General features: G+C 68.0%; 13 protein-coding genes and 1 pseudogene. 9 read left to right on the top strand and 5 right to left on the bottom strand.

Annotation, left to right across the window (positions count from 1 at the left end):
• Positions 1-2: 2 nt before the first annotated feature.
• The 4 genes from mauD to C1I89_RS05800 all read left to right on the top strand — a co-directional run bounded on the left by mauD (position 3) and on the right by C1I89_RS05800 (position 2,706).
• Positions 3-641 (top strand): methylamine dehydrogenase accessory protein MauD, encoded by a 639-nt coding sequence (gene mauD / locus C1I89_RS05815; protein WP_102771768.1) that lies wholly within the window; start codon positions 3-5, stop codon positions 639-641.
• The gene (locus tag C1I89_RS05810; RefSeq protein WP_102771767.1) at positions 625-1,146 is read left to right on the top strand and encodes a methylamine dehydrogenase light chain; all 522 of its coding nucleotides are present in this window, start codon (positions 625-627) and stop codon (positions 1,144-1,146) included. The genes mauD and C1I89_RS05810 overlap by 17 nt, the downstream gene beginning before the upstream one ends.
• 77 nt (positions 1,147-1,223) lie before the next feature.
• Positions 1,224-1,670, top strand: coding sequence for a c-type cytochrome (locus tag C1I89_RS05805; protein WP_246842573.1), 447 nt, complete (start codon positions 1,224-1,226; stop codon positions 1,668-1,670).
• 82 nt (positions 1,671-1,752) lie between these two features.
• Positions 1,753-2,706 carry a helix-turn-helix domain-containing protein gene (locus tag C1I89_RS05800; protein WP_102771765.1) on the top strand — a complete coding sequence of 318 codons (954 nt, stop codon included), beginning with the start codon at positions 1,753-1,755 and terminating at the stop codon, positions 2,704-2,706.
• A 12-nt stretch (positions 2,707-2,718) separates the two neighbouring features.
• Here the strand turns inward: C1I89_RS05800 and C1I89_RS05795 are convergent, their stop codons facing one another.
• Together C1I89_RS05795 and glnE are read right to left on the bottom strand one after the other, a co-directional pair.
• The gene (locus C1I89_RS05795; protein ID WP_102771764.1) at positions 2,719-3,393 is read right to left on the bottom strand and encodes an epoxyqueuosine reductase QueH; all 675 of its coding nucleotides are present in this window, start codon (positions 3,391-3,393) and stop codon (positions 2,719-2,721) included.
• Positions 3,394-3,465: 72 nt separating this feature from the next.
• A complete protein-coding gene (gene glnE / locus C1I89_RS05790; RefSeq protein WP_102771886.1) occupies positions 3,466-6,246 on the bottom strand; it encodes a bifunctional [glutamate--ammonia ligase]-adenylyl-L-tyrosine phosphorylase/[glutamate--ammonia-ligase] adenylyltransferase in 2,781 nt (926 codons plus the stop codon).
• Positions 6,247-6,420: 174 nt separating this feature from the next.
• Here glnE and C1I89_RS05785 point away from each other — a divergent pair, with 174 nt between their 5' ends.
• On the top strand, positions 6,421-10,077 hold the full coding sequence (locus C1I89_RS05785) for a YhdP family protein (RefSeq protein ID WP_102771885.1): 3,657 nt from the start codon (positions 6,421-6,423) through the stop codon (positions 10,075-10,077).
• A 146-nt stretch (positions 10,078-10,223) separates the two neighbouring features.
• On the opposite strand, the gene rho is transcribed toward C1I89_RS05785, so the two are convergent.
• Together rho and trxA are read right to left on the bottom strand one after the other, a co-directional pair.
• Positions 10,224-11,483 carry a transcription termination factor Rho gene (rho, locus tag C1I89_RS05780; protein ID WP_043541410.1) on the bottom strand — a complete coding sequence of 420 codons (1,260 nt, stop codon included), beginning with the start codon at positions 11,481-11,483 and terminating at the stop codon, positions 10,224-10,226.
• Between the two features lie 117 nt (positions 11,484-11,600).
• Positions 11,601-11,927, bottom strand: a complete 327-nt coding sequence (trxA, locus tag C1I89_RS05775; protein WP_102771763.1) for a thioredoxin TrxA — start codon at positions 11,925-11,927, stop codon at positions 11,601-11,603.
• A gap of 355 nt (positions 11,928-12,282) precedes the next feature.
• Here trxA and parE point away from each other — a divergent pair, with 355 nt between their 5' ends.
• From parE to parC, 3 genes are read left to right on the top strand one after another with little or no spacing between them, the layout of a single operon-like run.
• Positions 12,283-14,244 (top strand): DNA topoisomerase IV subunit B, encoded by a 1,962-nt coding sequence (parE, locus tag C1I89_RS05770; RefSeq protein WP_168202330.1) that lies wholly within the window; start codon positions 12,283-12,285, stop codon positions 14,242-14,244.
• Between the two features lie 23 nt (positions 14,245-14,267).
• The gene (locus tag C1I89_RS05765; protein WP_440130616.1) at positions 14,268-14,843 is read left to right on the top strand and encodes a YcxB family protein; all 576 of its coding nucleotides are present in this window, start codon (positions 14,268-14,270) and stop codon (positions 14,841-14,843) included.
• A 35-nt stretch (positions 14,844-14,878) separates the two neighbouring features.
• Positions 14,879-17,203 (top strand): DNA topoisomerase IV subunit A, encoded by a 2,325-nt coding sequence (parC, locus tag C1I89_RS05760; RefSeq protein WP_102771761.1) that lies wholly within the window; start codon positions 14,879-14,881, stop codon positions 17,201-17,203.
• Between the two features lie 413 nt (positions 17,204-17,616).
• Here the strand turns inward: parC and C1I89_RS05755 are convergent, their stop codons facing one another.
• Complete coding sequence (locus C1I89_RS05755) at positions 17,617-19,617, bottom strand: TRAP transporter fused permease subunit (RefSeq protein WP_258231342.1); 2,001 nt, start codon at positions 19,615-19,617, stop codon at positions 17,617-17,619.
• Here C1I89_RS05755 and C1I89_RS05750 point away from each other — a divergent pair.
• A pseudogene (locus C1I89_RS05750) lies at positions 19,616-20,051 on the top strand (IS5 family transposase); the annotation flags it as partial. The gene C1I89_RS05755 and the pseudogene C1I89_RS05750 overlap by 2 nt on opposite strands.

Raw genomic sequence — 20,051 nt, 5'->3', positions numbered from 1 at the left:
ACATGGATGCCTTGATCATTTCCAATTTCCTGCTGTGGGGCGTGGTGCTTTGCCTGGTGCTGGTCATCCTGGCCCTGTCGCGGCAGATCGGCGTGCTGTACGAACGCGTGGCGCCGATGGGCGCGCTCACGATGGACAAGGGCCCCGGCGTCGGCGAACCGGCGCCGCGCTTCGAACTTGCCGACCTGCTGGGCCGGCGCATCGTCGTGGGCGAACGCGGGCAGCACAGCCAACTGCTGTTCTTTCTGTCGCCGACCTGCCCGGTGTGCAAGAAGCTGCTGCCGATCCTGAAATCGGTGGCCGCCACCGAAAGCGCCTGGCTGCGCATCGTGCTGGCCAGCGACGGCGAAATGCCCGAGCATCTGGCGTTCTACAAGCAGGCGGGACTGGAGCGTTTTCCGTACCTGCTGTCGACCGAACTGGGCATGAAGTTCCAGATCAGCAAGCTGCCCTACGCCGTGCTGATCGACGAAACCGGAACGCTGCGAGCGAAGGGCCTGATCAATTCCCGCGAACAGCTCGAAAGCCTGTTCACGGCCAAGGAACTGGGCGTGGCGTCGGTGCAGGAGTTCCTGGCCGCCGGCGCGCTGGAAGAAACCCGGATTTCCCGCAAGGAGAGCGGCAATGCACTGGCTGGATAAACTCGGAGAGCGCGCCACGCGCTCGGTCGCGCACGCCACGTCCCGGCGCAGCGTGCTCAACCGCATCGGCAAGGCGCTGGTGGGAACGGCTTTCCTGATGCCGGTACTGCCCGTGGCGCGCTCGGCGCCGGCGGCCCCCAAGAAGCCGCAGATGGACGACACCGCCTGCGACTACTGGCGCTACTGCGCGGTGGACGGCTTTCTGTGTTCCTGCTGCGGCGGCAGCATGACCTCGTGCCCGCCGGGCACTTCGCCTTCAGCCGTGTCGTGGGTGGGAACCTGCCACAATCCGCTGGACGGCAAGGACTACCTCATCAGCTACAACGACTGCTGCGGCAAGGCGGCTTGCGGGAAGTGCATGTGCGCTTTTGCCGAGCGCGAGCGCCCCGGCTACCAGATGTTCCTGCACAACGACGTGAACTGGTGCATGTCCAACGAATCGTCCATCTTCCACTGCACCACCTCCGTGATCGTGGGACTGGCCAAGACGAAGCCGAAGCCATGAGCCGGGGGCTGGGGCGGCGGGGGGCGGGATGGCGGCGGCATTGCGTCGCCGCCGTCCTGTTGTGCGCGGCGCGGGCCGTGGTCGCGCAAGGCGTCGCTCCCGACGGTTCCGCGGCGGCGCAGTTGCGCCAGGACGCGCGGGCCGATTACGTCCTGCAGTGCGCGGGCTGCCATCGCGTGGACGGCCGCGGCAGCAGCCGCCACGGCATTCCCGATTTCCGGGGTTCCGTCGGCGCTTTCGTGCACTTGCCGGCGGGCCGCGAATACCTGATCCGGGTGCCGGGCGCCGCGCAATCCCAGTTGAGCGACGCCGAACTCGCGGCGGTGCTGAACTGGCTGCTGGAAAGTTTCAGCGCCGCGCAACTGCCCGCGGATTTCCGTCCCTACACCGAACAGGAAGTGGCGGCGGCGCGGCGGCGCCGCTACGAGGACGTGGTGCCGGTGCGCCACGGGCTGGCGCAGGCCTTGTCGAAGCAGGGTTTCGACCTGGCCGAATATTCCTACGGGAGCGACAGAAAACCCTAGCGGGGCGGCTGTCTTAGGGGTTGTTACCGATGTTCCCGTCCCGCCGCCCGATGCTAGAAAGAGGCAGCATTCCGGAGTCGCCATGTCCCAATCCCTTTTGCGCAGCGCGCCCAGGCACTTCCTGGATTGCGCCAGCTGGCAGGAAAGTGTCAGCGATACCTTTGTTCCCCTGGAAGTATCCGCCGTGTTCCCAGCGCGCTTCCGCAACAGCGTGGCGGTGGACTCACTGGGCTGGATGCAGGTCAGCGAGCTGCGCAGCAGCGCGCAGCGCGTGCGCCGCAGCAAGCTGCTGGCCGACCAGTCGGTCGCGGCCGGCTACAAAGTGACGCTGCAATTGTCCGGCCGCAGCGAAATCCACCAAGCCCGGCGCAGCGCCTTGCTGACCCCGGGCGAATGGGGCATCTACGACACCACCCGCCCATACGAGATCGAGGTGGACGACGGCGCGCATTTCCTGGTGATGCAGGTGCCCGGCAAGCATGTCGAGGCCTGGGAGCCTTTCATGCGCAATGCCGTGGCGCGCCGCTTCAGCGCCCGTCAGGGCTGCGGCCGGATGGCCATGGACCTGCTGCGGGTGGCGTTGAACGAGCACGCCAACCTGTCGGAGAGCGCGTCGCGCGACGCCGCCAATGCGATCTTGCAGATGATGGGCCTGAACATCAGCGAACAGGCCGGCGCGCTGGCCGAGCAGGACCAGGTCGAACTGCGCCAGGCGCAACTGCGCCGCGTGCAGCAGCACATACTCGAAAACCTGCATGATCCGGCCTTGTCTCCGGCCAGCGCGGCGGCGGCCTTCCGGGTGTCGCGGCGGTATCTGTACAAGCTCTTCGCGCAAGCGTCCACCACGCCCGCCGATTTCATCCTCAGCGCGCGGCTGGAGCGCTGCCGCGACACGCTTTGCGACGCAGCGCAGTCCGCCCGGCCGATCGGGGACATCGCCTATCGCTATGGGTTTTCGGACGCCGCGCGCTTCAGCCACGCGTTTCGCAAACGCTACGGCGTGTCGCCGTCGGAATACCGGCGCCAGGAACGCTAGCGCCGCGGCCGCTCAGAGCGACTCTTCGTTGATCAGCTCTTCCTTGCCGTAGAACTTCACGCCGATGTGGATGCGGTCGCGGCCTTGCGAGCGGCGGTGGCGGTTGGTGTCGCGCAGCGAATAGACGCAGCCGCAGTATTCCTGCTGGTAGAAGTTCTCGCGCTTGCTGATTTCGATCATGCGCGACGAGCCGCCGCCCTTGCGCCAGTTGTAGGTCCAGTAGATCAGGTCGTCGTAGCGGGCCGCGGCGCGTTCGCCGCAGCCGTTGATCTGGTTCATGTCCTTCCAGCGCGAGATGCCCAGCGAGCTGGTGATGGTGTCGAAACCGTGCTCGTGCGCGTACAGCGCGGTGCGCTCGAAGCGCATGTCGAAACAGACCGTGCAGCGTTCGCCGCGCTCGGGCGCGTCTTCCAGGCCCTTGACCCGTTCGAACCAGTTGTCCATGTCGTAGTCGGCGTCGATGAATTCGATGCCGTGCTGTTCGGCGAAGCGGATGTTCTCCTGCTTGCGGATTTCGTACTCTTTGACCGGATGGATGTTCGGGTTGTAGAAGTAGATCGCGTAATCGATGCCCGAGGCGGTCATGGCCTCCATGACTTCGCCGGAGCAGGGCGCGCAGCACGAGTGCAGCAGCACCTTGCGGCGGCCGGCGGGCAGATCGAGTTTGGGGCGCACGAGGTCGGACATGGCTGGCAAACGGAAAAATGCGGAAAAGTCCTTATTTTACGACGAGTTGCCGCCAGCCGCGCCCGCACGGGTTCATCCGAGCACGGCCGCCCACAGTTCGCGCACGGCGGCGCGTTCTTCCTGCAGCTGCTCGGGCGGCACGCGGGCCTTTTCCACGCCCTGCAGCCGCAGCTGATGCTGGACGCGGCGCAGGGTGCGATAGGCGTCGCCGGCGCGGGCGGCCAGCGCCGGCTCGATCAGGCCGGCCTCGCCGGCCAGGCGCAGCAGCGCGATATTGCCCAGGTTGCGCACCAGCTGCGGATGCGTGCCTGAGTGGCACAGCACCAGGTACTGGGTGACGAATTCCACGTCGACCATGCCGCCGCGGTCATGCTTGAGGTCGAACAGCGGGCCGGTGTTGGGATGGCCGGCGTTGATCTTCTCGCGCATCGCCAGCACTTCGTCGCGTAGCGCCGCGGCGTCGCGCGGCATCACCAGGATGTCCTCGCGGATGCGTTCGAAGCGCTCGCCGATGCCGGCGTCGCCGGCGGCATGCCGCGCGCGCGTCAGCGCCTGGTGCTCCCAGGCCCAGGCGTGCTTGTGCTGGTACTGCTCGAAGGCCTCGACCGACACGGCCAGCAGGCCGGCGTCGCCGTCCGGGCGCAGGCGCAGGTCGACCTCGTACAGCCGGCCCGAGGACGTCATGGTCGAGAGCCAGGAGGTCATGCGCCGGCCCAGCTTGGCGTAGACCTCGGCGGCGTCCTCGCGCGTGTCGTCGAACAGGAACACCAGGTCCAGGTCGGAGGCGTAGCCCAGCTCCTTGCCGCCCAGCTTGCCGTAGGCGATGACGGCGAAGCGCGGTTCGGCGCCCGGCACCCGGTTCACCAGCGGCCAGGCGCGGCGGATGGTTTCGTTGAGCAGCACGTCGGCCAGCGCGGACAGCTGGTCGGCCAGCTTTTCCACGGTGAGCTCGCCCTCCAGGTCCTGCGCCAGCAGCTGGAAGCTGGCCTGGCGCTGCACGTCGCGCATGAGGTTCATCTGGCGTTCGATATCGGGCTCGCCGTCGGGCAGGCGGCAGGCGTCCAGGTCCGCGCCGAGCTGGCGCGCGATCTGGGCGAAGTCCAGCGGCTCGAACAGCGTGCGCCAGTCGATCAGGCTGTCGAGCAGCAGCGGATGCTGGGTCAGGTACTGGGCGGCCCAGGGGCTGGCGGCGACCATGCGGGCCACGCGGGCCAGGGTGTCGGGATACTCGGCCAGCAGGGCCAGGTAGGCGCTGCGCTGCGCGATTTTTTCGATCAGGTCGAACAGGCGCACCGTGGCCTCCAGCGGCGCAGGCGTCTGCAGCGCGGCGCGCAGCGCCGAGGGCAGCAGGATGTCCATGCGCTTGCGGCTGCTCTCGGGCAGGCTGCGGATGCGGTGGCTGTTGAGCAGGGTCTCGGTGCGGCGCAGCAGGTCCTGCGCGGAATCGCCGAAGGCCTGGCGGATCTGTTCGCCCAGCTCGCAATTGCCGTCCGGCGTTTCCAGGCAGCCGGCGGGTTCGGCGGCGCCGGGCGCGGGCGCCGGCTCCTCGGTCTCGCCCATGCCCATGATGCGGAACACGTTGCGGAAGGTCTGCGAGACGAACTCGCGGTGCGCCGCCAGCGTGGTTTCGAAGTCCTGCGGGCTCATGCCCAGGGCGGCGGCCAGCTCGGCGCGCTGGGCGGGATCGCCGGGCAGCAGGTGGGTCTGCGCGTCTTCGCGGTATTGCAGGGCGTGCTCGGTGCGCCGCAGATAGCGGTAGGCCTGCTCCAGGCGCCGGACGTCGTCCTCGGGCATCAGGCCGGCCGCGCGTTCGGCCTCTAGCGCTTCGAGCAGGCCGCGCTTTTGCAGCGCCGGCATGCGGCCGCCGCGGATCAGCTGGGCCACCTGCACCACGAATTCGATCTCGCGGATGCCGCCGTCGCCCAGCTTGATGTTGTTGGCGCTGTCGATGCCGCTGCGCGCGTGGGCGCGGCGCTGCCAGTCCTGGCGGATGCGCTCGCGCAGCGCGCGCAGGGCGGCGAGGGCGTCGAAATCGAAATACTTGCGGTACACGAAGGGCACGCGCAGGCTTTCGAGCTGGCGCGCCTGCGCGGCGCTGTCGCTGCCGTCGAAGGCCTGGGCCGGAATCAGCCGCGCCTTGAGCCAGGCATAGCGCTCCCATTCGCGGCCCTGGCCGATCAGGTAGTGCTCTAGCGCGTCCAGGCTCCAGGCCAGCGGGCCGGAGTCGCCGTCGGGACGCAGCCGCAGGTCGGTGCGGAACACCTGCCCGTTGGCGTCGACCTCGGACAGCACCGGCATCATGCGCCGCGTCAGGCGGCCGTAGAACTCGTGGTGGCTGATGCGGCGCGGCCCGTCGGTTTCGCCTTCTTCGCCATACAGCATGATGAGGTCGATGTCGGAGGACACGTTCAGTTCGCAGCCGCCGAGCTTGCCCATGCCCATGATCAGCATTTCCTGCGGCTTGCCGGTGGCCGGGTCGCGCGGCACGCCATGCACGGCCGCGAGTTCGGCCGCCACGCTGCGGTAGGCGGCGGCCACCGCCAGGTCGGCCAGGGCGGTCATGGCGCCCACCACCTCTTCGAGCGGCGCCTGCCCGGCCAGGTCGCGCACGATCAGCACGTTGAAGACGCGTTCGCGCAGCTTGCGCAGCACCATGCGGCAGGATTCCACCGGCAGCGTGTCCGGCGCGTCCGGGCCGGCCAGTTCGGTTTGCCATGCTTTGATGCGGGCGGGCGTGAGCGGCTGCTGCACGGCCTCGGCAAGCCAGGCGGCCAGGTCGGGATGGGCATCGAGGCGGCGGCGCAGGTGGCCGGACCAGGCGAGGGCGGGGTCGAGCAAAACGGGCGTGGACATGGCGAAATTGGCGGCGAAATGGGCGCGTTTCAGGTATAAGTGGGGACGATACCGCAAGACCATTATCCTGCCCACCGATCCGTGTCAGCTTCGAAAAATTCCCCCACGCCGGACCCGCAATCGGGGCCTGCCGCCGGCCGCGCGTCCTGGTGGGGCGGCGCGGCGGCCAAGAAACTGCTGTGCGCCCTGTTCTGGGTGACGCTGGCCGTCTATGGCGTCGCCGCGCTGGGCGCGCTGGGCGTGCGCTACTGGGTGCTTCCCAGGATAGACCAATGGCGTCCGCAGATCGAGGCCTACGCCAGCCGGGCGCTGGGCTCGCGCGTGGAGATCGGCGCCATCGAAGCGGACTGGCAGGGGCTCAATCCGCGGCTGGACCTGAAGGCCGTGCAGGTCTACGACGACGAGCCGGACCCCGTGCTGGCCCTGCCGTCCGTCTCCGCCGTGCTGGGCTGGCGCAGCATTCTGGCCTTGTCGCCCAAGCTGGTGAGCCTGCAGGTCGAGCGGCCCGAAATCACGCTGCGCCGCGACGCGGACAATCATCTATGGGTGGCCGGCCAGGACATCGACCTCAACACCAGCGATCACCGTTCGGACCTGGATCATCCCGCGCTGCGCTGGCTGGCCGCGCAGCGCGAACTGCGCGTGCGCGGGGCCACGGTGCGCTGGATCGACGGGCTGCGCCAGGCGCCCGAACTGACGCTCGAAGGCGTGGACTTCCTGGCGCGCAACGGCAGCCTGTCGCACCGCTTCGTGCTGCGGGCCGCGGCCGGCGACGCGCTGGTGCGCAAGATCGAACTGCGCGGCGAGTTCAACCGCAGCCTGCTGGCGCTGGGCGGCGCCAATGCCGCCGGCTGGAGCGGGCAGCTCTATGCCCAGGTGGACGACGCCGAGCCGCTGGCCTGGGCGCCCTGGATCGAACCGCCGGAGATCGCGGGGCGCATCAGCGCGCGCGCCTGGCTGCAGCTGGAAAAAGGCAAGTTCACCGCGCTGACCGCGGACGCGGCGGTGCGCGGCCTGCGCTGGTCGGCCGCGGCCGACGGCCCCGGGTTCGCGGCGCACTACGCGCAGGCGCGCGTGCAGGGCCTGCCGGGCGACTTCGTACAGATCGAGGGCGTGCCGCTGGCGCGCAGCCCGGGCGCGGCCGCCGTGTCGGTCGACGGCCGCGCCGAGCAGCTGGCCGTGACCCTGCCCGGCGTGTTCGCCGAGCCCACGCTGAAAGCGCGCGACGTCGCGCTCCAGGCCAGCACCAAGGGGCCGGACGCCGAGCACTGGTTCGTCGACATCGCGCAGCTGCGGCTGGCCAATGACGACATCGACGCGCGTTTCCAGGGACAGTGGCAGCCCGAGGGCAAGACGGCGGCAGGCAGCGTGGACCTGCGCGGCACCATGGTGCGCGGCTCCATGCCGGCCATCCACCGCTACCTGCCGCTGGAGGTCAACGCGGACGCGCGCGAATGGCTGGCCACCGGCCTGCCGGCCGGCGAGATGCAGTCGGCCTCCATCACGCTCAAGGGCGACCTGGACGATTTTCCCTACGGCAGCCCCGGGGCCCAGGGCGAATTCGTCATTGCCGGCGCCTACACCGGCGCCAAGGTCGACTACGCGCCGGCGCGCGGCCACCGCAAGGGATGGCCGGTGCTGGAGAACCTGGCGGGCAACTTCCGCATCGACAAGGTCAGCCTGACGCTGGACAGCGCCGGCGGTGCGCTGGCCCACGTGGGGCCAGGCCAGACCGTGGCGCTGGGCGCGGTCTCCGCTACCATTCCCAACATGGAGGAGAACTCCGAACTGCTGCTGGACGGCGAGACCTCCGGCTCGGTGCCGGCCTATCTGGCGCTGGCGGCGAATTCGCCGCTGGGCGAACTGCTGGACGGCGCGCTGGAAGAGGCGCGCGGCAGCGGCGACTGGCGCGTGGGCCTCAAGCTCAAGGTGCCGCTGCTCAATACCGACGACACGCAGGTGCAGGGGCGCATCCAGTTCGCCGACAACAGCTTCACCTTCATGCCGGAAATGCCGCTGCTCAGCCAGATGCGCGGCGAGCTGGCGTTCTCGGAAAAAGGCGTGGAGACCAAGGAAGTGCGGGCTCAGTTCCTGGGCGGTCCGGCGCGGATTTCCGGCCGCCTGGCCAAGGGGTCGGACGCGCTGCGGTTCGAAGGCACGCTGGCCGGCTCGGCGCTGACCCAGCTGAGCAACACGCCGTCCATGTCGCGCTTTTCGGGCAAGGCGGCCTACAAGGGCAAGGTGGGCTATCAGCGCGGCGGGGCGGTGGATATTTCCGTGGAGTCCGACCTGGTCGGCATGGCGATCGACATGCCCGCGCCGGTGGGCAAGCCTGCCCAGAGCGCGCAGACGCTGAAGGTAGAGTGGTCGCCCGCGCAGGACCGCGGCGCCTCGAACCGGCGCTGGCTGACGGCCAGCCTGGGCGACGGCGTCAACGCGCTGTTCGAGCGCGCGCCGTCCGAGGGCGAGCGTTCCTATTTCACGCGCGGCGCGCTGGGCATCGGCCGCCCGGCCAGCCTGCCGGAGCGGGGACTGAGCCTGAACGCGGCGCTGCCGGAACTGGACATGGACGCCTGGGAAGACGTGGCCGACGGGTTCAGCCCGGCCGCCGGCAAGAGCGCAGGCAAGAACCGCGCCGCCTCGCGCCCGATGCTGCCGCAGCCCGAGCGCATCAGCCTGGCCGCCGGCAAGCTGCGCACCGGCGGTTTTACCCTCAACGACCTGACGCTGTATGCGACCCGCCCCGGCCCGGCGCAGTGGCGCGTGGACCTGCAATCGCGCCAGGCCGCCGGCACGCTGGAGTGGCGCGAGGCCTCGGGCGCCATCGCCGGGCAGATCACGGCGCGCCTGAAGCACCTGGCGCTGGGCGGCGAAGGCGATGACAACGACGCCGACGAGGCCCTGTCCTCGGGCAGCGACCTGTCGGACATCCCGGCGATCGACCTGCAGGCGCAGGAATTCCGGCTGTACGGCAAGAATCTGGGCGCGCTGCAGGTCCAGGGCGCCAATCTGGAGCGCGGCCGCCAATGGCGGCTGGACAAGCTCTCCATCACCAATCCGGCGGCCTCGCTGAACGCCACCGGCAACTGGCGGCTGCAGGGCGCGGACCGCGGGCTGACGGTGGACGCTTCGGTGAAGTACGAGGATGTGGGCAAGTTCCTCGACAGCATCGGCTTCGAGAAAGTGGTGTCGGGCGGGCAGGGCACCATGAAGGGCCAGGCCACCTGGCGCGACCTGCCCTGGACCCACAAGATCGAAAACCTGACCGGCGAGGTCGACGTCAGCCTGGACAAGGGCCGCTTCATGCACGTCAATTCGCGCACCGCGCGGCTGCTGGAGCTGCTGTCGCTGCAATCGCTGCAGCGGCTGGCGCGGCTGGACGTGAACCCGACCAACCTGCTGCGCGACGGCTTTCCCTTCGACACCATCCGCGGCCGGGTCAAAGTGGCCGAGGGCGTTGCGTCCACCGAAGGCTACAAGATCAACGGGCCGGTCGCCGCCATCGTGCTGGCCGGCGGCGTCAACATCATCCGCGAACGCTGGGACCTGAAGGCGGTGGTGATCCCCAACCTGGACGCCAGCGGCGCGGCCATGGTGACGGCGCTGGCGGTCAACCCGCTGATCGGCCTGGGGGCCTTCGTCACGCAATGGCTGCTCAAGCAGCCGCTGGCGCGCGCCATGACCATGGAATACGCCGTCACCGGCGACTGGGACGACCCCAAGATCGAGCCGATCGAAACGTCCGCCAAGCCGCTGGCGGACAAGCCGGCCAAGCCTGGCAAGCAGCCCGAGACGCCGGGCCTGCTGGAGGAATTCCTGGGCGGCAACTAGGCCGGCCGCAATGGAAAGGGGCCCCCAAAGAAACGGGGGCCCCAAAAGAAACGGGTGTCTCAAGACCCGGGCCGCACGGATCCGGCTCCGCCGGTCCGTAGCGGCGCCCCCCTGGGGGGGAAGCGCGCAGCGCTTCGGGGGGGAGATTATTTCTTTTTCATCATGTCGAAGAATTCGGCGTTCGTCTTCGTGGCGCGCATCTTGTCCAGGATGAATTCCATGGACTGGACTTCGTCCATGTCGTGGATGAACTTGCGCAGCACCCAGACCTTCTGCAGCAGGTCCGGCGCGATCAGCAGTTCTTCGCGGCGGGTGCCCGACTTGTTCAGGTTGATCGAGGGGTAGACGCGCTTTTCGGCCAGGCGGCGCTCGAGGTGGACTTCGGAGTTGCCGGTGCCCTTGAACTCTTCATAGATGACTTCGTCCATGCGGCTGCCGGTTTCGATCAGCGCCGTGCCCAGGATGGTCAGCGAACCGCCTTCCTCGAGGTTGCGGGCCGCGCCGAAGAAGCGCTTGGGACGTTGCAGCGCGTTGGCGTCGACGCCGCCGGTCAGCACCTTGCCGGAGGCCGGCACCACGGTGTTGTAGGCGCGCGCCAGGCGGGTGATGGAGTCCAGCAGGATCACCACGTCCTTCTTCATTTCGACCAGGCGCTTGGCCTTTTCGATGACCATTTCGGCGACCTGCACGTGGCGCGTGGCCGGTTCGTCGAAGGTCGAGGCCACCACTTCGCCGCGCACGGTGCGCTGCATTTCGGTCACTTCCTCGGGGCGTTCGTCGACCAGCAGGACGATCATGACCGCGTCGGGGTAGTTGGTGGTGATGGCGTGCGCGATGTGCTGCATCATCACCGTCTTGCCGGACTTGGGGCTGGCGACGATCAGGCCGCGCTGGCCCATGCCGATGGGCGCGAAGACGTCGAGAATCCGGCCGGTGAGGTTTTCTTCGCTCTTGATGTCGCGTTCGAGGCGGATGACGCGGTTCGGGTGCAGCGGCGTCAGGTTCTCGAACATGATGCGATGCTTGATCGCCTCGGGCGCCACGCCGTTGACCTTGTCCACCTTCACCAGCGCGAAATAGCGCTCGCCGTCCTTGGGCGTGCGCACTTCGCCTTCGATCGAGTCGCCGGTGTGCAGGTTGAAGCGGCGGATCTGCGAAGGCGAGATGTAGATGTCGTCGGTGCTGGCCAGGTACGAGGTCTCGGGCGAGCGCAGGAAGCCGAAGCCGTCGGGCAGGACTTCCAGCACGCCGTCGCCGAAGATCTGCTCGCCCTGCTTGGCGCGCCGTTTCATGATGGCGAACATCAGTTCCTGCTTGCGCAGGCGGTTGGCGTTCTCGATTTCCAGGCCGGCGGCCATTTCCAGCAGCTGCGAGACATGCAGCGCCTTCAGTTCGTTGAGGTGCATCGCGGTGAGTGGTGGGGGAAAAGTAAAGAAGGGTTCTGGCGGCGCGCCACGGACGGGCTCGCGCGGTATTGAATGAGCGCCGCCACCGGGGCGGCGCCTTCGTTCACAGCACGCAGTTTACAACGCGCCGTCCAGGAATGCGGTGAGTTGCGACTTGGACAGCGCGCCGACCTTGGTGGCGGCGGCCTGGCCGTCCTTAAAGAGCATGAGAGTGGGAATGCCACGGATGCCGTACTTGGCGGCGGTGTCCTGGTTTTCGTCCACGTTCAGCTTGGCGACCGTCAGGCGGCCGGCGTATTCGGTGGCGACTTCTTCCAGGATGGGGGCGATCATCTTGCAGGGGCCGCACCAGGCAGCCCAGTAATCCACCAGCACAGGCTGGCCGGACTTCAACACATCGGCATCGAAGCTTGCGTCACTGACGTTCTTGATTTGGTCGCTCATGATGGTGATTCTCGGGTTCGGCAGCAAAGGGCGCGTAAAACAGGGTCCGGAAGGAAAAAGGGTCCGAAGAGATGCGCCTTGCGGTTGTTCTTGTTTGTGGCAATGGACTAAAGCATACCACTGTCAATAACAACAGGCATACCACTGGAGATAACAACAGGGTTTGCCGGATTTGTGTAGGATGTTGCGGCGCAGTTGTCGCGATCCGGGCCGAGGGCCCCGATGCGCCGGTTGCCACTGTCATCATCCTACCGAATTCGGAGGTGGTCAGGTCGTGCGCATCCCACCGGGAGCCGCGCAGAACCTGGGCTTATCCGTAAAATGTCGGTTTTTTTCCACAGATGTTGGGGATAACTTGGCCACTCCACGTTACACCGAGGCGTCCATTCGCGTCCTGAAGGGGCTGGAGCCCGTGCGCCAGCGCCCGGGCATGTACACCCGAACCGAAAACCCGCTGCACGTCGTGCAGGAGGTCATTGATAACGCCGCAGACGAGGCATTGGCCGGCTACGGCAAGCAGATCCAGGTCACGCTGCATGCGGACGGCAGCGTTTCCGTCGAGGACGACGGGCGCGGCATTCCCGTCGGCCTGCATCCCGAAGAGAACGCGCCCGTGGTCGAGCTGGTGTTCACGCGCCTGCACGCCGGCGGCAAGTTCGACAAGGCCGGCGGCGGCGCCTACGCCTTCTCCGGCGGCCTGCACGGCGTGGGCGTGTCGGTCACCAACGCCCTGGCCACGCGGCTGGAGGTGGTGGTGTGGCGCGACGGCGCCGTCAACCGCCTGGTCTTCAAGGGCGGCGACGTGGCCGAGCCCCTGGCGCCCTACGACCAGGGCGGGCGCAAGAAGTCCGGCACCCGCGTGCGCGTCTGGCCGGACCCCAAGTATTTCGACAGCCCCAATATCCCGCCGGGCGAGCTGACGCACCTGCTGCGCAGCAAGGCCGTGCTGCTGCCCGGGGTCAAGGTCACGCTGGTCAACGAAAAGACCGGCGACACCAAGACCTGGCAGTACCAGGACGGCCTGCGCGGCTACCTGTCCGAGGCGCTGGCCGGGGCCGAGCTGATGGTGCCGTTCTTCGAAGGCCAGCAGTACGCCGGCGCCGACCACGAGAACTTCGCCGAAGGCGAGGGCGCCCAGTGGGTGGTGGCCTGGACCGAAGACGGCAACGCCGTGCGCGAGTCCTACGTCAACCTGATTCCCACGCCGGCCGGCGGCACCCACGAATCCGGCCTGCGCGAAGGCCTGTTCGGCGCGGTCAAGGGCTTTGCCGAACTGCACAGCCTGCTGCCCAAGGGCGTGAAGCTGCTGCCCGAGGACGTGTTTGCGCGCGCCAGCTTCGTGCTGTCGGCCAAGGTGCTGGACCCGCAGTTCCAGGGCCAGATCAAGGAGCGCCTGAACAGCCGCGACGCGGTGCGCCTGGTGGGCGGTTTTTCCAAGAGCGCGCTGGACCTGTGGCTGCACAGCAATGTCGAATACGGCAAGAAGCTGGCCGAGCTGGCCATCCGCCAGGCCCAGGCGCGCCAGCGCTCGGCGCAGAAGGTGGAAAAGCGCAAGAGTTCGGGCGTGGCCGTGCTGCCGGGCAAGCTGACCGATTGCGAATCCAGCGACGCCTCGCGCACCGAAGTGTTCCTGGTCGAGGGCGACTCGGCCGGCGGCTCGGCCAAGATGGGCCGCGACAAGGAGTTCCAGGCCATCCTGCCGCTGCGCGGCAAGGTGCTGAATTCCTGGGAAGTGGACCGCGACCGCCTGTTCGCCAACAACGAGATCCATGACATCTCGGTGGCCATCGGCGTGGACCCGCACGGTCCGGGCGACACGCCCGACCTGTCCGGCCTGCGCTACGGCCGCATCTGCATCCTGTCGGACGCGGACGTCGACGGCTCGCACATCCAGGTGCTGCTGTTGACGCTGTTCTACCGGCACTTCCCCAAGCTGGTCGAGGCCGGCCACGTCTTCGTGGCCAAGCCGCCGCTGTTCCGCCTGGACGTGCCGGCCCAGGGCAAGCGTCCGGCGCGCAAGATCTACTGCCTGGACGAGGGCGAACTCGAGGCCGCGCAGGACAAGCTGCGCAAGGAAGGCGTGCGCGAAGGCGCCTGGGCCGTGAGCCGCTTCAAGGGCCTGGGCGAAATGAATCCCGAGCAGCTGTGGGAAACCACCATGAACCCGGACACGCGCCGGCTGCTGCCGGTGGGCTACGGCGACCAGACCCCCGAAGACACCACCCGCATGTTCGACATGCTGATGGGCAAGGGCGAGTCCTCGCAGCGCCGCGCCTGGATCGAGGAAAAGGGCAACCTGGCGGAGCTGGACATCTGATGGCCGCATCCGGAGCTGCCCGCATGGACGTCGACCTGACGGCCGACGACTACGCCGACTTCGCCGTCTACGTGTACAAGCGGCCCGAGCTGCGCCGCCGCCGCTACCGCTCGCACCTGCGCTTCGCGATCCTGATGATCGTGGCGCTGCTGGCCTATCTGGTCTGGCAGACCTGGGACGGCAAGGGGCCCGACTGGGCCCGCATCCTGCCCGTGTATTTCGAGGGGCTGGCGGTGGGGCTGGGCATTCTCGCGGTGCTGGCGCTGGCCTATGAATACGTGCTGCCGGCGCTGGTGCGCAAGAACACCCGGCGCATGCTGGCGCGGCAGCCCGACGAGCTGTTCCTGGGCCGCCACCGGCTGGAGTTCGGCCCCGACGGCGTCTCGGATTCCACCGCCGCCGCCTCCGGGCGCATGGCGTGGTCCGATGTGCGGCGGGTCGAGGAAACCCCGGACCATCTCTATGTCATTCTCGGCACCTTGCAAGGCGTGATCATCCCCAAGCGCGGACAGGACGCCGCCACGCTGGAGGCGGTGCGCGCGCAGCTGCGCGCGCACGTGGCCGACACGCAACTGATGCCGTCCGCGCCGGCGCGCTGACGCCGTTTCGATGAATTTGTCTACCTGAAACCATCATGACCGACAGCAATCAACCCGGCCTGTTCGACGCCACCCCGCCCGACGGCGAGGGCGACGCCGCCATCACCCTGGCGCGCTACGCGGAACAAGCCTATCTAGACTATGCCGTATCCGTGGTGCGCGGCCGCGCCCTGCCGGACGTGGGCGACGGCCAGAAACCCGTGCAGCGCCGCATCCTGTACGCCATGCAGGCGATGGGGCTGGGCGCCGGCGCCAAGCCGGTGAAGTCCGCGCGCGTCGTCGGCGACGTGCTGGGCAAATACCACCCGCACGGCGACCAGGCCGCCTACGACGCCATGGTGCGCATGGCGCAGGACTTTTCGCTGCGCTATCCGCTGATCGACGGCCAGGGCAACTTCGGCTCGCGCGACGGCGACAACGCCGCCGCCATGCGCTACACCGAAGCGCGCCTGACGCCCATCGCCAAGCTGCTGCTCGACGAGCTGGACGAGGGCACCGTGGACTTCGTGCCCAACTACGACGGCAGCCAGCAGGAGCCGCAGATGCTGCCGGCGCGCCTGCCGGTGATGCTGCTCAACGGCGCCTCGGGCATCGCGGTCGGCATGGCCACCGAAATCCCGCCGCACAACCTGCGCGAAGTGGCGCAGGCCTGCGTGGCGCTCATCAAGCATCCGCAGCTGCCCGACGCCGAGCTGCACGCGCTGGTGCCCGGGCCGGACTTCGCCGGCGGCGGCCAGATCATCACCCCGCCCGAGGACATCGCCCAGATCTACGCGTCCGGCCGCGGCTCGCTGAAGGTGCGCGCCCGCTGGCAGTTCGAGGAAATGGCGCGCGGCCAGTGGCAGCTGGTGGTCCACGAGCTGCCGCCCGGCACCTCGTGCCAGAAGGTGCTCGAAGAGATCGAGGAAATCACCAATCCCAAGGTCAAGACCGGCAAGAAGAGCCTGACGCCCGAGCAGACGCAGGCCAAGGCGGTCATGCTGAACCTGCTGGACGCGGTGCGCGACGAGTCGGGCAAGGACGCCGCCGTGCGCCTGGTGTTCGAACCCAAGACTTCGCGCGTGGACCGCGACGAATTCGTCAACACGCTGCTGGCGCAGACCAGCATGGAAAGCAGCGCCTCGGTCAACCTGGTGTGCATCGGCACCGACGGCCGGCCGCGCCAGAAGGGCCTGCGCGACATCCTGGTCGAATGGCTGGCGTTCCGCACCAATACCGTGGTGCGCCGCACGCGCTTCCGCCTGGACAAGGTGATCGACCGCATCCACGTGCTGGAAGGCCGCATGGTCGTCTACCTGAACGTGGACGAAGTGATTCAGACGATCCGCGAATCCGACGAGCCGCGCGCCGCGCTGATGGAGCGCTTCAATCTGTCGGAGCGGCAGGCCGAGGACATCCTCGAAATGCGCCTGCGCCAGCTGGCCCGCCTGGAAGGCTTCAAGATCGAGCAGGAACTGGCCGACAAGCGCGAGGAACAGCTGCGCCTGCAGGAGCTGCTGGACAATCCCGCCGCGCTCAAGCGCCTGCTGGTCAAGGAAATCGAGGCCGACGCCAAGCAGTACGGCGACGATCGCCGCACGCTGATCGAGACCGCCGAGCGCGCCGTGCTGGAGACCAAGGTGCTGGACGAGCCGGTCACCGTGATCGTGTCGCAGAAGGGCTGGCTGCGCGCCCGCCAGGGCCACGGCCACGACGCCGCGCAATTCGGCTTCAAGCAGGGCGACGATCTCTACGGCGCCTTCGAATGCCGCACCACCGACACGCTGATCGCGATGGGCGACAACGGGCGCGTCTATTCGGTGCCCGTCTCGGCGCTGCCCTCGGCGCGCGGCGACGGCCAGCCGGTGACCACCATGATCGACCTGGGGCCGGGCACGCGCATCGTGCACACCATCGCGGCGTCTCCCGACAGCCGCTGGCTGCTGGCCACGCGCGGCGGCTACGGCTTTGCGGCCAAGCTGTCCGACATGGTCAGCCGCCAGCGCGCCGGCAAGCAGTTCATCACGCTGGAAGAGGGCGACGCGCTGCTGCGCCCGGTGCCGCTGTTCAAGGGCGCCATCCAGCTTGCGCTGCTGTCGCACAAGGGCAAGTTCCTGGTCTTCGGCCTGGACGAGGTCAAGACCCTGTCGGGCGGCGGACGCGGCACCATCCTGATGGGCCTGGACGCCTCCGACAAGCTGGACCAGACCGTGCCCATCGGCGCGGGCGGCCTGCGCGCCGCCGGCATCTACCGCAACAAGCACACCGAGGACATCCTGGCCGGCGAGGCGCTGGCGGTCTACGTCGGCAAGCGCGCCCGCAAGGGACGCGCGCTGGACGTGCGGCCCAAGCAGCCGGTGCTGTCGCCGGTGCTGGGCTGATTTTGAGTGGGGGGCGTTCGGCGCCCGATGGGTTCCGCGCGCTTGGTATTCGAGTTTTTTTCCAAGAGCTCTCGCGCTGCACCCATCCTACGATGGTGAAACCGTAGGATGGGTGCAGCGCGGGAAACACTGCGCAAGAANNNCGTCGGCAAGCGCGCCCGCAAGGGACGCGCGCTGGACGTGCGGCCCAAGCAGCCGGTGCTGTCGCCGGTGCTGGGCTGATTTTGAGTGGGGGGCGTTCGGCGCCCGATGGGTTCCGCGCGCTTGGTATTCGAGTTTTTTTCCAAGAGCTCTCGCGCTGCACCCATCCTACGATGGTGAAACCGTAGGATGGGTGCAGCGCGGGAAACACTGCGCAAGAAAGAAAATCTCAAGCGCGCGGAACCCATCGGGCGCCGAACGCCGCCATCCCGTCAAACCGCCGTGGCGCGCAACCTTCCCACGGCGGCGCCGCCGTCGCGCCGGCCCTGGCGCGCCCACATGCCCGCCAGCAGCAACAGCGCCGGCACGTAAACCCAGAAGTCGGACCAGCGCTGCGGGTTGGGCGCCTTCACTTCCAGCACGTCCCAGCCTTGCTCCCAGCCGGCGCGTTCGGCGCGGCTGCCGAAGCGCAGGCCGCCGATCTGCGTCTGGCCGCCCAGGCTCATCAGCGTCACCCCGGCCTCGGCCAGGCGCTTGCGGCCCGCGTCCTGCGCGCCCGCGTCTTCCAGCGCGGGCAGGGCGACCGCCACGGTCTTGGTCAGCTCGTCGCCCTCCAGGTTGATGCCGCGCAGCACCACGGTCAGGCGGCCGTTGTCCGGCAGCGCCGCGGCGATGGCCTGCATTTCGGCGGCCGGACGGCTTTCGTGGCGCGCGGCGAAATGGTCCATGAACCAATCCGGCCGGAACAGCATGAAGGTCACCAGCAGCAGCAGGCAGACCTCCAGCCGGGTACAGCGCGTGCGGAACCACCCCATGGTGGCCGCGGCGAAGGTCAGCGAGGCCAGGGTGGCGCCGGCCACCACCAGCGCCAGTTCCCAGCCGTAGCTGACGTCGATCAGCAGCAGCATGGGGTTGAACACGAACATGAACGGCAGGATGGCCGTGCGGGCCGCGTAGGTGACGCCCTGTATGCCGGTCTTGATCGGGTCTTCGCCGGAGATCGCGGCGGCCGCGAAAGTGGCCAGGCCCACCGGCGGCGTGATGTCGGCCATGATGCCGTAATAGAACACGAACATGTGCACGGCGATCAGCGGAATCACCAGCCCGTTCTGCGCGCCCAGCTCCACCACCACGGGGGCCATCAGCGTGGCCATCAGGATGTAGTTGGCGGTCGTGGGCATGCCCAGGCCCAGAATCAGGCACACCACCGCCGTGAAGATCAGCATCAGCAGCACGTTGCCCATCGACACCAGTTCGACGAAGGCGGTCATGCGCAGGCCCAGGCCGGTCAGCGTGATCGCGCCGACGATCAGCCCCGCGGTGCCGCAGGCGATGGCGATGCCTATCATGTTGCGCGCGCCTTCCTCCAGGCCGCCTATGGCCTCGCGCCAGCCCAGGCGCCAGGCCGGTCCGGTCGGCTGCTTGCGGAACCAGGCGATCAGCGGACGCTGCGTGACCATCTGGAACAGCATCCCCACGGCCGCCCAGAACGCGGACAGGCCGGCCGAGAATTCCTCCACGCTCAGGCACCACACCAGGATGCCGATTGGGATCAGGAAATACAGCCCGGCGCGCACCGTGGGCCAGGGCTGGGGGCGCACCGGATGGTTGATGTCTATGTCCTGCGGCAGGTCGGGGTGGCGCGCCGCGATGCGCAGCAGCCACAGGTACAGCGCCGCCAGGATGGCCAGCAGCACCCAGGTGGCGGCCGCGCCGGCCACCGCCTGGATGCCGGTGCCGATCCAGTAGACCGCGCCCATCACCACCAGCGTGCCGCTGATGCCCATGCCCCAGCCGGCCAGCTTCTGCAGCGGCGTGCGGGTCGGGCCCGAGGCCATCATGGGCTGGATGCCCAGCTTCAGCGCTTCCAGGTGCACGATGTAGAACAGCGCGATGTACGAGATCGAGGCCGGCAGGATCGCGTGGCGGATGATGTCGGTATAGGGGATGCCCACGTATTCGATCATCAGGAAGGCGGCCGCGCCCATCACCGGCGGCATGATCTGGCCGTTGACCGAAGAGGCGGTCTCGATCGCGCCGGCGCGCACGCCGCCGTAGCCGGCTTTCTTCATCAGCGGAATGGTGAAGATGCCGCCGGTCACCACGTTGGCTACCGAGGACGCCGACACCAGTCCGTTGACCGCGGACGACACCACGGCCACCTTGGCCGGGCCGCCGCGCAGATGGCCCAGCAGCGCGAACGACACCTGCATCATGTAGGGCGTGTTAACACTAATTGCGTTCTGATAGATCAGATGTGAAAGTGCAGGCATGGAGATCACCCCCGAGCAATTCAAACGCATCGAACACTGCTTGCCAGTGCAGCGTGGCAACGTCAGGCTGAGCAATCTGCAAGTGGTCAATGCCATGCTGTATGTGGCCGAACACGGCTGCAAGTGGCGCGGGCTGCCCAATCGGTTCGGCAATTGGCACACGATCTACACGCGCATGCGCCGCTGGACCAAAGCAGGTGTGCTGGACAAGATGTTCGAGGAGCTGCAGCGCGAGCAGCTGGTGCGCGTGAAGATCGAGGTGGTTTCGTTGGACTCCACGAGTATCAAGGTGCATCCCGATGGAACTGGCGCTCTAAAAAAAACGGCCCACAGGCCATCGGCAAGTCCCGAGGCGGATGGAACACCAAGATTCATATGGTTGCCGCGGATGCTCGAACGGCCGTGACGTTCTGCCTGTCGCCTGGACAGGCCCA

Source organism: Achromobacter pulmonis, assembly GCF_002885955.2.
Classification (GTDB): Bacteria; Pseudomonadota; Gammaproteobacteria; order Burkholderiales; family Burkholderiaceae_B; genus Achromobacter; species Achromobacter pulmonis_A.
The sequence above is the reverse complement of the archived record's forward strand: the minus strand, read 5'-3'. Positions and strand labels throughout refer to the sequence as shown.